Genomic DNA, 15,652 nt, shown 5'->3' with positions numbered 1-15,652 from the left:
GGGGGGTAATGCGTGAATATAAGTCCTGACAATACAATAGTTCTTCACATTGGGCCGATCGCATTAAATGCGACCATTGTCTATACCTGGATTACCATGGCAGTGATTGTTGCGCTGTCATGGTTTGGCACGAAGAAATTGACGACAGAATGCAAGATATCCCGCTGGCAAAATCTTCTTGAAACGCTTGTATTAGGCATGAATAAACAGATTCGGGCAATCAGCAACCAGGAACCGGACAGGTTTTTGCCTATCGTGGGAACGTTATTTTTATTCATTTCAGTGTCTGTCATTATGAGTATTATTCCGGGGTATCAATCGCCCACCGGTTCCTTATCAACCACTGCAGCGCTTGCCATTTGTGTATTTGTGGCAGTGCAGTTTTACGGAATATCAAAACGCGGTTTTATAGGTTATTTGAAACATTATTTGAAACCCACGCCATTCATGTTGCCGTTCAATATTTTGGGAGAAGCCTCCCGTACGATAGCGCTTGCAGTCAGGCTTTTTGGAAACGTTATGAGCGGGTCTGTTATCATCGCAATCCTGCTTTCGATTGCGCCAATTTTTTTCCCCATTCTCATGCAGGCGTTGGGCTTGCTGACAGGGTTAATACAGGCGTACATTTTTGCTATTCTTTCTATCGTGTATATCGCTTCTGCAACGCGGGTTTATGAAGAAAAAGAACAAACATTAGAAAAATATGGAAAAGGAAAGGAGTAAAACAGCATGGATAATGTTGGCCTGATTGGAATGGTATCTATTATTGTCGCCGGTTTTACAATAGCGGTTGGTTCGATTGGCCCCGCGCTGGGAGAGGCTCGTGCGGCGGCTCAGGCTCTCAGTTCAATTGCACAGCAGCCTGACGAGGCAAATACAATTACGAGGACGTTGTTTGTCAGCATGGCTATGATAGAATCCACTGCGATCTATTGTTTTGTTGTAGCTATGATTGTTATTTTTGCAAATCCTTTTTGGAATTATGTGATAACTAAAGCCGGGGGACAGTGATGCTTATTAATTGGTTCACCGTATTTGCCCAAATATTTAACTTCCTGCTTCTTGTTTTTCTCCTGAAGCATTTTCTTTATGGAAGGATTATTTCGGTTATGAATGCAAGAGAAGAAATGATCGCTTCCAAATTGCAGTCGGCGGAACAGAAGATGATTGACGCAGACAACGAAAGAGAACTTTATCTTCAAAAAAATAAGGAAAATGATGCAAGATGCGAAAGTCTCTTTACCAGCGCAAGTTTGGAAGCAGAAGCACAGAAAAAGGAACTTATTGAAAATGCACGCAGGGAAGTTGAAGAATTGAAAGAACGATGGCATGAATCATTGAAGGAAGAGAGAGAAACGTTTCTTGCAAATCTCCGGAAAAAAACGACTACGCAGATATATGCTATTCTGAGAAAAATATTGTCGGATCTTTCAAGTGCTGATCTTGAAAAAAATATGACAGATACCTTTCTTAAAAAAATCAGAAATCTTGGCAACACAGAGAAAAACAAGATTAAAGACATTTTAGAACAATCACACTATCAGGCAGTGATAACCAGTATGTTTGAGATTCCTGCAGAACAGCAGCAAATCATTACCACTGAAATCAGCAATGTCATGGGTGAAAAACTGGAAATTCAATATATATCTCCCCATGACCATATTTGTGGAATAGACTTCAGGGTAAAAAACTACAGGATCGGATGGAACCTCGATGATTACATTAAATTCCTTGAGAAAGAAGTGGATAAAACATTGGATGAAGAATTAGCGAGGTAATCATGATTATGGCGACTACTGGAAATCTCATGGAAACACAAATTAACAAGGCATTTGATGCCTTCGGACAGATATTGGAGAAAAAAGAATATCCACTGGAAATACGGGAAACAGGCACGGTTACTTACGTGGGAAAAGGAATTGCGCGGGTAAATGGCTTATGGAATGTGAAATCTGAAGAAATGGTGCTTTTTTCCGGCAGTCTTCCCGGCCTGGTATTCAACCTGGATCATGGGGAAGCTGGGATCATTTTGCTCGACGAAGATGATGATATAAAAGCGGGAGGCGAAGTGCAGCGGACAGGCAAGGTCATAGATGTGCCTGTCGGTAAAATGCTGCTTGGGCGCGTGATAGATGCTGTGGGAAGGCCTTTGGATAATTATGGCCCGGTACGAACAACTCACCGTCAAATTATAGAGAGAGAAGCGCCGGCTATTATTGACCGTTCTCCGGTAAATATACCGCTGCAAACAGGAATAAAGGTGATAGACGCCTTAATCCCCATAGGAAGGGGGCAAAGAGAACTCATTCTTGGCGACCGCCAGACAGGAAAGACAACGATTGCCCTGGACACGATTATTAATCAAAAAGATAAGGGGGTTATTTGCGTTTACTGCGCAATAGGGCAAAGAAGTTCTTCCGTGGCAAAATTGATAGCGGATCTTCGGAAAAATGATGTATTGGATAATACAATTATCGTGGTTGCCGCTGGTGAATCGACTCCCGGAATGAAATATATCGCTCCTTATGCCGCCACTGCCATGGCGGAATATTTCATGTATAAGGGAGAGGATGTGCTCATCGTGTACGATGATTTAACGAATCATGCACGGGCATACCGGGAACTATCCCTCCTGCTGAGAAGGCCGCCTGGCAGGGAAGCTTTTCCCGGCGATATTTTTTATATTCATTCCCGCCTGCTGGAAAGATCCACACACCTGAAAAAAGAGCTTGGAGGAGGGTCTTTGACCTCTTTGCCTATTATTGAGACGGAAGCGCAGAATATTTCGGCGTATATTCCTACAAATTTGATTTCTATCACTGACGGACAGATTTATCTATCTCCGGAACTTGCGCAGAAAGGGATTATGCCGGCTGTAAATGTAGGGAGGTCGGTATCCAGAGTCGGGGGCAAGGCACAATTTCCGTCTTACAGGATGGTGGCAAGTGATTTACGGCTTTCTTACGCTCAATTTGAGGAGTTGGAGAGGTTTGCGCGTTTCAGCACGCGGTTAGATGAATCAACCCGAAAAATTATTGAGCGTGGGAAACGTGTCCGTGAGATTCTCAAACAGCCACAGTTTCAACCTGTGCCGGTTTCTGTGCAAATTGTTGTTTTAATGGCAGTAGTGGAAGGCTTATTGGATAAATCGCCCATAGAGCTTATTTCTGCAGCGGAATCCGCCATCAGTAAAGAAGTGACTGAAAAATTGCCTGACGTATGCCAGAAGATTGAAAAAGGAGAACAACTCATTGACGAAGACCGGTATAAAATTGTCTCTCTGGCAAGAAATGTTATTGCTGAAAAAGAAGAGGGCATTTAGATGCTAACACTTGAACGGTTGAGGAGGAAAATTCAGAGCGCTGAAGATTTGCATGCCATAGTAAAAACTATGAAAACGCTTGCAGCGATAAATGTTCGCCATTATGAGGAAGCTGTTGAAGCGGTTTCCGGTTACTACCGAACCATTGAAATGGGCCTTCAGGTGGTTCTCCAAAAAGGAGAGGGAGAAGTTGTTTCAAAAATATCAGGAAAGGAAAAAACTGCAGGATGCGCCGTGGTATTCGGTTCCGACCATGGCCTTTGTGGCGGATTCAATAGTCAAATAACATCATATGCGCTGGAAAGCATGTACAGCAAAAGCATTGCCCATGAACGATATGTTTTGCTCTGCGTCGGAGTGCGGGCAGCAGATCTTATCGAAGAACGAGGGCATCCTGTTGAAGAAATATTCCCTGTACCGGCGTCCCACTCAGAGCTTGTAGAAACCGGATACAAAATTGTAACGGCGCTTAACAGTTTGGAAGAGAAGGGGAAAATTACAAAGGTTATTTTGTTTCACCATAAATTGTTATCCAGCACTTCCTGCAAACCTCAAACAGCGCATCTCTTGCCGCTGGATCAGGAATGGTTGGATGCGTTAGCGGGGAAAAAATGGCCATCTCATATAATTCCAACATTTACAATGGAGAGGAGGAAACTTTTTTCAACGCTTGTTCGCCAGTATATTTTTGTTTTACTCTATCGGGCACTTGCAGAGTCTATGGCAAGTGAAAACGCAAGCCGGCTTTCTTCCATGCAAACTGCAGAAAAAAATATAAAAGAAACGGTTGAAGGGTTGAATATGTCCTATCGTCATCAGTATCAGACCTCTATCACTGAAGAACTTCTTGATATAGTAGCGGGCTTTGAGGCGTTGCAATCAGAAGGGAAACAATTTTGATTCATTTCTTTTTGTAACATGGGAGAATAATTCGGTAAGCCAAAAATCAGTCTTTTGCCGGAAAATAATCCTCCGGATCGACCCATTCCCTTTCAACGGTAAATTTGCAATCGATAAACTCAAGAGGATTACAGAGGGTGGTTATCTGTGGGGCATTTATCATTTTCCATGTAAGTCTTTCATGGGGAAAAGATACAGGTATCCATGCCACTGTGATATGCACATGGGGAAGAATCCTTGCATGTTCCCGCACATTTGCGGTGGTTGCAAGTATGTTGCCCTCGCTCACCATATCTCCCGTATTAAGGCCATTCACTGGAATGGTATGTCCATATATAGTGAAAAGCGCATGTCTGCGCTCGTCGTAGGTATTGTGCTGCACATAGATAGATTTGCCCAGAAAATCATCGTGGATATGCGCTACCCTTCCATCATAGAGCGCCGGGATCTTTGTTTTATAGCCAATAGTACGTATACCTCCCGTTGTATCCCGGTAAAAACAGAAATCAACTCCTTCGTGAGGTTGGCGGCGAATACCTGCATCTGACCACCATTTATGATGATCATTAAACAACATGCCGGGGTAAAAAACCCAATTTTCAAACCCTAGCCGGTCAAAATTATTTTGTTTTATAATAAATTGGTGGAATCGCGATTTTTCAATAGTCATAATGCGGTCTGGAAATGTCGTGCGGGAGAAGTAATCGGGGAGCTGCTTTATTAGTATCTTTTTGCAGTCGGCAATCTACAGTCGGCAGTCGGCAAATTGCCGATTGAGGATTGCCGACTGAAGACTGAAGATTGAAGACTGAGGACTGTTTCGTGTTTGTTTGATTCTGGCTATGCTAGCTTAAGGGGAGAGGGGTCAATGCCTTCTCATTGGAGGATAGCTTCAATCCTTTTGATAATCCCGGAAAGATGCCTGTTGCCTTTAAGTTTTGCCCGTAATCGTTTTCTCTCCATGCTTACAGTGCTATAGCCAATCCCCATCATTTCTCCGATCTCCGTTCCGCTTAGCCCGCCAAAACGGTACAATAAGTCCATGGCTATTTGCCGTATTACACCCCGTTCATTCTTTATTTCATCAAAACTTTTCTTTGTCTCCTTGCAGAGTGCTTTAATGATGGTCTCTTTTCTGATATAGTTTTTTAACCGCCGTGCAGGTAAAATCTCACGTGATCTCAGCGGTAAATATTTATCTCTCACCCTGTTGATAAACCCGGTGCTCCCCAGTATGTTTCCACCAACAACCATATTTTTTATTTTAATACCTGCCGGCAAATCACTGCAAACAGCCTCCCAATACAATTGCCGTCCTTTTTTGTTGTCGCCTCCATATGGCTCAAGTACCCCGGCATACGCTATAATGTCATTTCTTTTGGTATGATCGATAGTACCTAAAAGGCTGCTCCACGCATAGTTCTTCAAATAATTTCTCTTTTCCGATAGCGGCAGTTTTTTCCCCAGCCTCGTATTGAGAGGGTTTAAATGAATATATCGGGACACAATATCCAGATACGCTTTCTTTTCAAGGAGAATGCTCTTGTATCTCCCCTGATACAAATGGCCTGTCCTTTTGTGTCTTTTATTGTAATATGCGGTGTAGGTAATGTTAATCCATTTCATAAATTCACTGAGATTGGCGAGGGGTGTTTCTAAAAGCAGATGGAAATGATTCTCCATGAGAACGTAACCATACAGAAGGTTAGTATAAGTTTTCAGCCCGTCATTCAACAACTCAAGAAACAGTTTCTTATCCTGGTCATCCCTGAATATTGCCTTACGCTTGTTACCCTGGCAGGTCACAAGATATAATGCATTTTTATATTGTATGCGTAGTGGTCTTGCCATGCGGGTATCATATCAGATACAAGCTATTTGTCAATCATTAAGATTTGACCCCGCCTTTTCTTTGAAATGTTTAATTTTTTGTAATTGACAGGTGGAAATAATAAGCAACCTAAATCCTGCAAACAAGGCAAAGCCTTGTTGCAGGAATAGGATTGAAATGGTAGGATTTCCAAGGTATTCGGCGGTATATTGATAACAAAAAACACCTGAAAGGAGATTCACCATTTCGATGAAGAATATAGCAAAAAAATACAGCAAAAGACAACCGAAAATCAAGGCAGAGATGAGCGGGAAAGGCTTAACGGTACATGCAGGGCTTTTACCGGTATTGAATTTTATGGGTAAGCTGATGTTCCGGGAGAGAGTCCATGAAGCGGTCCATAAGGATCGTGGAGCAAATGCCCGGTATCAGTTTGTCGATGCGGTACAAATGGTAGTGATAGGGTTGATAGCAGGGGCGACATCGATGGTAGAGGTGATGAAGGTGTGTACAGATGAGGTATTGAAGAAGATGTCCGGGTGGAAAGAGGTACCTGTAGATACTACGATAGGACGTATTATGAAGCTGGCGAGTCAGGGAGATATAGTGGAACTGACGGGGGTGATCCACCGGTTTAGGGGAAAGATATGGAAGCGTGCGGTGAGATCAGGCCATAAACTCAGGAGTGCTCTTTGCGAAGTATGGATAGATGTTGATTCTACCGTAGATGGTGTATATGGGAAACAGGAGGGTGCAGAGGTAGGATATAATCCGCACAAGAAGGGGCAGAAGGCGTATCATCCCTTAATGGCATTTATTGCAGAAACAAAGGAGGTATTACATAGTTGGTTCCGCTGTGGAAGCGCCTACACGAGTAACGGAGTAGTAGAGTTCATGAAGGAATGTATGGCGTACATGAATAAGGGGGTAAGGGTGGTATTTCGGGGAGACAGCGGTTTTTTTACCGGAGAATTACTTGAATACCTTGAGTCAATATTGGCGGGATATCTGATTAAGGTAAAGCTGAAGAATCTGGAAGGATTGCTTGAAGGGCAGAAATGGAATGAGGTGAAAGGGGAGCCAGGATGGGAACAGGCTGAATTTTGGTATCGATGTGCAGGGTGGGATCGTGCGAGACGTTTTGTGGCAGTGCGGCAATTGGTCAAAAGAGAAAAGAAATTAGTAGAAGTGTCCGTGTATGAGTATTTTTGTTACGTTACAACGGAGCGGTTAAGTCCGATGGAAGCGCATCGTTGTTATGGAAAGAGGGCTACCTGCGAGACTTTGATAGAAGAGAGTAAAGGACAGATGAATGCGGGGCACATACGTACGGGTGAATTTTTGGCCAATGCTGCGCTATTTCAGTGTGCGGTGTTAGCGTATAATCTTTTGAAGTGGATGGGATTGCTCAGTGGTGGAGTGATACAACAGTGGGAAGTAAAGACGATGAGACTGTGGTTAATCCGTGTGGCAGGGAAACTGGTGGAGAGAAGCCGGCAGATGACATTAAAATTGCCGGAGAAATTTCTCCATCAGGAGGAATGGGAAAAGTGGGAACGCATGTCACTGGATGTAGTTTTTCAGTAGAAAACCGACGTTGTATTTCGTTTTTTTAGTCTTTTGAGAGTGGTAAGTATACCGCAGATGGAGACAGTACATCCCTATCTTGATTTTCATTGCATCAGAGAGCACGTTTCCGACAATTTCCCATGTCTTTTTGTTTAAAGTAGTACAATAGCGCTACCACAATTGCTAAAAAACGGATATCTGTTATCGCTTTTTGCCAATCTTGGTAGTGGAAAATACTGATTTTCGCATTGCGAAAATCGTTTGCAGGATTTAGGAGCAATAATAATCTCAAAAGCTCATTCCTTTTTCAAATACTTCAGCATAGCTTTTGCCATTCTCCCCAGCATAGCTGGGGGCTTAGCTTAGGAGTTAAACAGGTACGCAATATAATATTAAAATACAAGTTGGGAGACAAAGAAAATGAGCAGATATGAAATAATTATCTACTGGAGCGTAGAGGATCATGCCTTCATTGCAGAAGTTCCGGAATTGCCAGGCTGTGCAGCCGATGGAGCTACATATCAGGAGGCGCTCAGTAATGCTGAAATTGTTATCAAAGATTGGCTAGAGACTGCTAAGGAATTAGGACGTCATGTTCCCGAACCTAAAGGCAGGTTAATTTTCGCATAAAAGAATAGCGGGTGGGAAAAAACAATGAATGTTTAAAAGGAAATTTGTGAATTTGTATTGTATTTCGTGATAGCCTGTAAAGATTTTCCAATTTCTTTTCTTAATATTTATTATTTAAGATGTGACCATAGTCACCTACTTATAATTATGATTATTATGAACGGAAACCGGAACCGACCCGTCCACTTTAGAAAGCTTTCTGGTTGGAATAGAGTAGTGAAGTCTTTGAGGATTTCCACAAAGATAGATGTATAACATTACGTTCGAGGCGGATGCCGTGACTCGGCCGCGGCGCTTCTCGGTTCTGTTTGTAGCCGGTACCGCTCAACTGGGACGTTACACATAATAAAATGACATGCGGAGTAACACTTTAGTTTTTTGGAAAAGCAGGGGCTAAACATTTGCCGGTTTGGGCATGAACGCATTTATAACAATTTATAGCAAATGCTTCTCCCCTACAATATGCGGCAAACATCGCTACTATTGGTTTTTTCTAAAACTATATTGGTACTAAAAAATGAATGGCCGGATGGGGTGACGATTATTTTTGTAAAGTACCAAAAAGATTTCCGTTATGATGCGATTGCCCTGTGCCTGAATCATACACCTCTTTCTTACCCATTAAGCTGCCATAGCCAAACAAACACGAAAACAGTCTGCAGTCCTCAATCCTCAGTCCTCAATCTGCAATTTGCCGACTGTAGATTGCTGACTAAGGTACTGATGTGTTGAAAATTATCATATCCCCAATGCCCTTCTTTTCTTTTGAATATGATGTATCATCTTTTTTGCCGATTCAACAGGGTCGATTTCAATGATTAATGTGCTGCCGGTGATACTTTCCAGTTTGTTGGTGAGCATATCAATTACATACGGAGAACCTCCAAGCTTTGGCGTTACACCAATGTGTGTGGTAATTCCAAGCGCCATAACCCCCATATAAATAGCGGCCGCTTTTTCCACAACATGTTCGGCGGCGCTTGCAACAAGAGGGAGCTTATCGATGGATGTGTTCAGATAATCTGCAATGGCTGAAGCCAATACAGCGCAGCGTGAATTATCCACGCATGAACCAAAGTGAAGGATAGGGGGGATGCTTCCATTTAATCCAGAGGTTTTTCCTATTGTTTCCAGAACACCCCGCAAAGAATCACCTGCATATTTTTTCGCCTCTCCTGTCAGTAATCCGTGACGCGCGCATGCCGTTGCCGCGCAGCCTGTAGCAAGGACCAAAACGTTATTCTTTAAAAGCTCCTTTGCCATGATAACAAAACTCATGTCTGTTTGAATCTTTGAGGACAAACAACCGGCAAGCACGGCAACGCCCTGAATAGAACCATCCACTATAAGATCGACAAGCGGTTTTAGCGGCTGTTGGGCATTTAATTTTTTCAGGACGTCAATCATTACCTCGGTAGAAAAGCCACCCATTAATTTATGCCCCTTGGCTTTTGGCAGAAATACGCGGTCAGACAAACGATCTTTATACGCTTTGATTGCCTCCTCTACAATTTGCCTTGCGGATTCATGGGCGTTTTCCGGAGTAAATTCAATATAGGTATCATTGTCCATCCGCAATTCAGGCATGGTAGTAATTAATCGGGTATGGAGCCCCTTTGTAATTGACGAAAGTGATGGATACACACACTGTACATCCACACATACGGCGTCTACCAGTCCTGTGCCAACCACAAGTTCCTGCATAATTGTGCTACCAGCCATGGGTATGCCGAGCCTCATTAATACTTCCGTACCGGTGCAGCAGGTTCCTACCACATTAATGCCTTTCGCCCCCGCCTCTTTTGCCATGTCCTCAAGTTTGTTTGCAAAATGAACTACCATTTCAGAAAGTACCGGCACATGGCCATGTACAAGGATATTTACCTTGTCTTTATCGAGTGCGTCCATACCTATCGAGCTTTCTTTGGGTGTGGGTACTCCCAGCAAAATGTCCTGTAATTGTGTTGAAATGTAGAGGGCCAATACATCAATTACCCCGTATTTTAAACACGACATGATAAGGTGGTCTGTGCTGCTCATCATCCCCTGGGCGGTACTATGGATTCCCTGAACTATTGCCTCTGCAGCGCCTTTTTGAGGAACAATGCCTGCCTTTGCCAGTTTATCAATATTTTTTGGTGCAAGGGCAAGAGCAAAATTCATAGGTCCCTCTCCCTGCCCAACAAGGTCTTCCATCGCTTTTTGACCGACTTCCTTAGCAATATCAAGCATTTGCATGCCGTCAGTATTTATGCCCAATTCTTTTGCCACGGCATAAAGTTTTGCCTCATCTTTTATTGGGAAATTTTCAGACCCTTTAGCTGCCGCGACAAACGCTTTCGCCACATGTATTGCATGCCCCAGGTGCGAGCTTGTGCCGCGCAGCACCGTTTGAAGAAACATACCGGCAACCATATTATCAGCCGTTTTGCCGCAGGAACTCCTCTTTACCTTTGGGGCTGCAAGCCTTGTATGAAGAGGTAATTCTTCACTATCCAGCCGGCAGGGACCAAGGTTGCAGTTTCGGCAACAGAGTCCATGACTTCCAAATCCACACCTGTCTTTTAATCCAAACAGGCTTGTATCGTAAGCCGCCTGTATACCCCAAACAGTTTCAATACCCTGTTGTCGCAAAAAATCAACGGTCTCCTCAATTTGCTTATCAGCAAAGGCTTTTTTTCTTAATTCCTTTTCTTTTTTTAAAAAATGTTTCATTTGTCCACCTTTATTTTTCCCAAGCAATAAAACAATATAAAGAAAGCTGTCGTACCTATTAGTATTTTAAAAATCAGCGGGATTCTATCAAATCACAGAAACAAAGTCAATTTTGGAACATGTGTTATTCAGACAGTCATGGTTCTTTTTAAATAGTGGAAAAACAGAACATGACGATTATTAAATATATTTTTTCAAATATTTGACGTATGCATTATTTTCTTTTAATTCGCTATATGTTTGCTATATTGAGTTTGTTTGCAGTCAATCAGATGTAAAATTAAAATATCTATTATATCATGAACAACAAGTTTTAAACGGACGGGATGTCAGAATGAATGTGATTGAGATTAAACCTGTTACAGGAAGAATAAACACGATAATTCGGGTTCCAGGTTCAAAAAGTTATACAAACAGGGCATTAATTACAACGGCACTTGCCGACGGAATCTCTTCAATAAATAATGCCCTTTTTAGCGATGATACACATTATATGGCGTCATGTTTAAATTCTCTTGGGATTCCTGTGGAGGAGCGAAAAGACACGAATACATTTATTGTTAATGGCAAGGGGGGGTGTATTCCCGCAGAGAAGGCAAATCTGTTTGTTGGTAATGCCGGGACTGCCATGAGATTTCTTACCGCTCTGCTTACGTTAGGGTACGGGGTGTATGAAATTGGCGGCGTGGAACGAATGGGACAAAGACCTATACAGGATTTGCTGGAGGGTTTAAACCAACTTGGCGCTGAAGTAAAATCAAAACTTGACAATGGCTGCCCTCCGGTCATCATCAAGGGCAAGGGGTTAAAGGGAGGGAAGGCTATAGTGAATGGCGATTTAAGCAGTCAATATTTTAGCGCTTTATTAATGGTTTCTCCCTATGCAGAGAATGATGTGACAATAGAAGTGAAGGGCGATCTGGTGTCAAAGCGTTATGTTGATATGACCATTGATTTAATGGGCAAGCACGGCGTAACTGTTGAAAATATCGGTTACAAAAGACTGTTGGTGAAAAGTGGACAGCGGTACAAAACAATTTCTTATGAAGTGGAAGGAGATGCTTCCGCAGCGTCTTATTTTTTTGCTGTTGCGGCGATTACCGGCGGAAGAGTGCGGGTTGAAGGTGTAGGAAAAGATTCTTTGCAGGGCGACGTCCAATTTGCCGATGTTTTAAAAAAAATGGGATGTCATGTGGATAGGGGAAGGGACTGGATAGAAGTCAGCGGCAGGGCATTACATGGCGTAGATGTTGATATGGGGGATATGCCTGATGTGGCTCAAACATTAGCGGCGGTTGCGGTTTATGTGAAAGGCAAAACAAGGGTGCGAAATGTTAAAAACATGAGAATTAAGGAAACGGATAGAATCGCCGCTGTAGCAAAAGAATTGCGGAAAATGGGGATATCTGTCACGGAATATGAAGATGGTTTTGAGATTGAACCTTCTATGCCGAAACCTGCGGAAATAGAAACCTATGATGACCATCGCATGGCAATGAGTTTTGCTTTGATAGGATTAAAATCAGACGGGATATTTATTAAAAATCCGAAATGTGTCTCTAAAACATTTCCTAATTATTTCCAACTGATAGAAAAATTGCGGGGATAGTTATGCCGCTTATGAAAGAACATGACGAAGAATATATGACGCTTGCATTGGAACTTGCAGAAAAAGGCAGGGGGATGGTTGAACCGAATCCAATGGTAGGCGCTGTCATTGTAAAAAACAATGAAATCGTGGGGAAGGGGTATCATAAGAACTATGGCGGCGCTCATGCGGAAATACACGCGATAAATGAAGGCGGAGTAAATTGCAAAGGCGCAACGCTATATGTAACCATGGAACCATGCGCTCATTATGGCAAAACCGCGCCTTGTGCTGCCGCTATAATTTTGGCGGGAATTGCAAAGGTTGTAACTACATGCGTGGACCCTAATCCGGTTACATCCGGCAAAGGGGTGAAGCAATTACAGGCTGCGGGAATAACTGTGCGCATGGGCGTCATGGAAGATCAAGCCAAAAAACTTAATGCCCCTTTTTTTAAATTAATTCAAAAGGGGATGCCTTATATAATTGTAAAGTGGGCAATGTCGATTGATGGGAAGATTGCCACCGTCACCGGCGATTCAAAATGGATTACGTCGGAAGAATCCCGCCGGTATGTTCATACATTACGAAGTCAGGTTGACGGTGTTATGGTGGGAATTAACACCGTTTTGAAAGATGATCCGCTATTGACGTGCCGCTTTAATGGGGGGAGAAATCCAAAAAGAATCATTATTGATAGCAGGGCCTCGCTTCCCTTAACATCAGCGCTTATCAGGACTGTCCAACAAAGTGAAATAATTATCGCGGTGAGTAAAAACGCCCCCCAAAAAAAAGTTGAGATATTACGGCAATCGGGATGCCGGGTTATAGAAACAAATGGCGATTACGATCATGTTGATTTAAAAGAACTCTTTTTAAAACTGGGGTCAATGCGGTTGACCAATATTATGGTGGAAGGTGGTAGCAAAATAATCACCTCATTACTGAAAGAACGTCTTGCGGATAAAATTATTGTATTTATCGCTCCCATCATAATTGGAGGATGTGGGGATACCTCTCCGGTGCTGGGTAAGGGCGTTGAAAACGTTTGCGATGCGCTGAAAATAAGAGAAGTAAGGCACTATAGATTTTCAGACGATATTGTAGTGGAAGGACTTTTAAATTAAAAAATCTGCGAAGTCTTCTTTCGGAATAAGTATATGTAAATGGTATGTGGGATAACATCGCCTGTTTACGCAGGTTCTACTGCGCCATCTTCATCATCAAGAGATCTTTCAATTTCGAATTCAATTTCTTTTCTTGGCTCAAGTACTAACTTCTTATATCTCTCTTTGATAAATGATAAACGCTCAGTTTTCTTTGACTGGTTATCTGTGGAATGATTAGCCTCTAAAATCATTTTATTACTTTCTCCCGCTTATAAAATAGGTTAAATCCGACAATCAGAAATAAATAAAAATCGATAAAAATTATATACCTGCAGCACATAATGTCAAGCCTAAATTAACCACAAAAATAAGAAATAAAACACAACAAATGAATATGCCTTCCTGGAGCGATATTAGCATTTAATGAGGGCTTGAAGAGTGTCTGAATTTCTTTGACATTCATTCAGATGCTAAAGATGGTGGTGGAAAATATATTTCACCATCTTTATAACACTTTATTTTTTTGAAAAAGTAGGGGCGAAGCATTTGCCCGTTTTGGGTATAAACGCACTTATGACAATTTACAGCAAATGCTTCGCCCTTACACTGCGATTATTGGAATTTTTTAAAAAATAAAGTGTTATCAATTTTTAAGTCATATTTTAACTTGACAAAAATTTATCACAACGTAATAATCACATTGCTTCTGTGCTTTGTAAAATGCCCTAATGACGTAATTAGTGGCAAATAATATAAATTTTTTTATCAAGGTTATCTATGTTAAAACAAATTATAGTTCCTACTGATGGTTCCGATAATAGCCTTGCCGCAGCAGATTATGCCGTGAGTATCGCGAAAACAAATGATGGGAGTGTGCATGGACTATTTGTGAAAGATATTAAAATTCTGGCGGGTCCTTTGATTCATGACATTGGCACAAGCATTGGCGGTATGGTTCCCTATGGGACGTTTAATCAAACGGTCAGGGAAATGCTTGATTCTAAGGCAGACGCAGCTTTGAATCAGGTAGAAGGGAAGTGCATACAAGCGGGAGTACCATTTACCCGTGAAATACAAGAAGGCATTGTAAATCATGAAATTGTAAAATCATCGGCAAATTATGATTTGATTGTTATGGGGAAAAAGGGGGTTCACGCTGAATGGCTGGATGTCTTTCTTGGTTCAAACGTAGAATTCGTTGTGCGGAAAACACATAAGCCCGTACTTATAACGCCTGCTGGATTTAAACCCTTTCGTAACATGCTAATTGCATACGACGGGAGCCTGTTTGCAGATAAGGCATTAGCGATAGGGGCGGAGATGGCACAACTCATGGAATTAAATATGACGTTACTATGTGTTGATGATACCAGGGAAAAAGCCTTGCAAATCTTATCCAAAGCAAAAACTTTTCTCGATGGTCTTAACCTCACACCAAACATTGTTCCAATAGAAGGAAAAGATCATGCAAAGGGTATACAGGATGCATGTAAAGACAACTGCGATTTGTTAGTGATGGGCGCGTATGGACATTCCAAACTACAAGAAATGATTTTGGGCAGCACGACTACAAGGGTAATGAGACATACTGATTGCCCACTATTGCTTTACCGGTAAGTAAGCGTGTTTTATAAATGAGAAAAAAGCATTGGCGATTGTTCCGCATTACGGGATATGTTTCTCGTAGTGAAGAAAACTTCTGTTATTACAAGGTCAATACGGTGGGAAACGTCCTTGTAATTTTGTGACAGGTCTTTTCAGCAATATTTGTATCGAGACTGGGAGCATTCCCGATTTTTTGTGACTTCCGCCATGTTTTAATAAAACGTACAGTATGTTAACCCTGACAGGGTTTCAAACCCTGTCAGGGTTGTTTTGCCCCAACTCCATGAACACTTACAAAAAATCGGGAATGCTCCCATCGAGACTCATCCTTCCATTCATCCGGATGTATCCTTTCCCACCCACCCTCTCACCCGGCAATCATC

14 protein-coding genes are annotated in these 15,652 nt (G+C 42.2%); 10 read left to right on the top strand and 4 right to left on the bottom strand.

Annotation, left to right across the window (positions count from 1 at the left end; genetic code table 11):
- Positions 1-12: 12 nt before the first annotated feature.
- The 5 genes from KSMBR1_RS18985 to KSMBR1_RS18965 are packed head-to-tail and all read left to right on the top strand — an operon-like array spanning position 13 to position 4,222.
- Positions 13-723 (top strand): F0F1 ATP synthase subunit A, encoded by a 711-nt coding sequence (locus KSMBR1_RS18985; protein WP_099326715.1) that lies wholly within the window; start codon positions 13-15, stop codon positions 721-723.
- 6 nt (positions 724-729) lie between these two features.
- Entirely contained in the window at positions 730-1,011 is a 282-nt protein-coding gene (locus tag KSMBR1_RS18980; protein WP_099326714.1) for a F0F1 ATP synthase subunit C, read from the top strand.
- On the top strand, positions 1,011-1,778 hold the full coding sequence (locus KSMBR1_RS18975; RefSeq protein ID WP_099326713.1) for a F0F1 ATP synthase subunit B family protein: 768 nt from the start codon (positions 1,011-1,013) through the stop codon (positions 1,776-1,778). The genes KSMBR1_RS18980 and KSMBR1_RS18975 overlap by 1 nt, the downstream gene beginning before the upstream one ends.
- An 8-nt stretch (positions 1,779-1,786) precedes the next feature.
- Positions 1,787-3,322 carry an alternate F1F0 ATPase, F1 subunit alpha gene (locus KSMBR1_RS18970; protein WP_099327122.1) on the top strand — a complete coding sequence of 512 codons (1,536 nt, stop codon included), beginning with the start codon at positions 1,787-1,789 and terminating at the stop codon, positions 3,320-3,322.
- On the top strand, positions 3,323-4,222 hold the full coding sequence (locus KSMBR1_RS18965; RefSeq protein ID WP_099326712.1) for a F0F1 ATP synthase subunit gamma: 900 nt from the start codon (positions 3,323-3,325) through the stop codon (positions 4,220-4,222).
- Positions 4,223-4,268: 46 nt separating this feature from the next.
- Here the strand turns inward: KSMBR1_RS18965 and KSMBR1_RS18960 are convergent, their stop codons facing one another.
- On the bottom strand, positions 4,269-4,892 hold the full coding sequence (locus tag KSMBR1_RS18960; protein ID WP_099326711.1) for a M23 family metallopeptidase: 624 nt from the start codon (positions 4,890-4,892) through the stop codon (positions 4,269-4,271).
- Between the two features lie 206 nt (positions 4,893-5,098).
- Positions 5,099-6,073 (bottom strand): transposase, encoded by a 975-nt coding sequence (locus KSMBR1_RS18955; protein ID WP_099326710.1) that lies wholly within the window; start codon positions 6,071-6,073, stop codon positions 5,099-5,101.
- A 229-nt stretch (positions 6,074-6,302) separates the two neighbouring features.
- Between KSMBR1_RS18955 and KSMBR1_RS18945 the strand changes: the two genes are divergently transcribed.
- Complete coding sequence (locus KSMBR1_RS18945) at positions 6,303-7,640, top strand: IS1380-like element ISCku8 family transposase (protein WP_099323544.1); 1,338 nt, start codon at positions 6,303-6,305, stop codon at positions 7,638-7,640.
- 402 nt (positions 7,641-8,042) lie between these two features.
- On the top strand, positions 8,043-8,252 hold the full coding sequence (locus tag KSMBR1_RS18940; protein ID WP_099326708.1) for a type II toxin-antitoxin system HicB family antitoxin: 210 nt from the start codon (positions 8,043-8,045) through the stop codon (positions 8,250-8,252).
- Between the two features lie 738 nt (positions 8,253-8,990).
- On the opposite strand, the gene cooS is transcribed toward KSMBR1_RS18940, so the two are convergent.
- Positions 8,991-10,967, bottom strand: coding sequence for an anaerobic carbon-monoxide dehydrogenase catalytic subunit (cooS, locus tag KSMBR1_RS18935; RefSeq protein WP_099326707.1), 1,977 nt, complete (start codon positions 10,965-10,967; stop codon positions 8,991-8,993).
- Between the two features lie 334 nt (positions 10,968-11,301).
- On the opposite strand from cooS, the gene aroA reads away from it, so the two are divergent.
- Both aroA and ribD read left to right on the top strand, forming a co-directional pair.
- Entirely contained in the window at positions 11,302-12,576 is a 1,275-nt protein-coding gene (gene aroA / locus KSMBR1_RS18930; protein ID WP_230408019.1) for a 3-phosphoshikimate 1-carboxyvinyltransferase, read from the top strand.
- A gap of 2 nt (positions 12,577-12,578) precedes the next feature.
- Positions 12,579-13,682: a bifunctional diaminohydroxyphosphoribosylaminopyrimidine deaminase/5-amino-6-(5-phosphoribosylamino)uracil reductase RibD gene (gene ribD / locus KSMBR1_RS18925; protein ID WP_230405658.1), complete on the top strand. Its 1,104-nt coding sequence runs from the start codon at positions 12,579-12,581 to the stop codon at positions 13,680-13,682.
- Between the two features lie 65 nt (positions 13,683-13,747).
- Here the strand turns inward: ribD and KSMBR1_RS21325 are convergent, their stop codons facing one another.
- Positions 13,748-13,915 carry a hypothetical protein gene (locus KSMBR1_RS21325; RefSeq protein WP_157820734.1) on the bottom strand — a complete coding sequence of 56 codons (168 nt, stop codon included), beginning with the start codon at positions 13,913-13,915 and terminating at the stop codon, positions 13,748-13,750.
- Positions 13,916-14,441: 526 nt separating this feature from the next.
- Here KSMBR1_RS21325 and KSMBR1_RS18920 point away from each other — a divergent pair.
- Positions 14,442-15,281: a universal stress protein gene (locus tag KSMBR1_RS18920; RefSeq protein WP_099326706.1), complete on the top strand. Its 840-nt coding sequence runs from the start codon at positions 14,442-14,444 to the stop codon at positions 15,279-15,281.
- Positions 15,282-15,652 lie beyond the last annotated feature (371 nt).

It is taken from the genome of Candidatus Kuenenia stuttgartiensis (genome assembly GCF_900232105.1).
Lineage (GTDB): Bacteria > Planctomycetota > Brocadiia > Brocadiales > Brocadiaceae > Kuenenia > Kuenenia stuttgartiensis_A.
The sequence above is the reverse complement of the archived record's forward strand: the minus strand, read 5'-3'. Positions and strand labels throughout refer to the sequence as shown.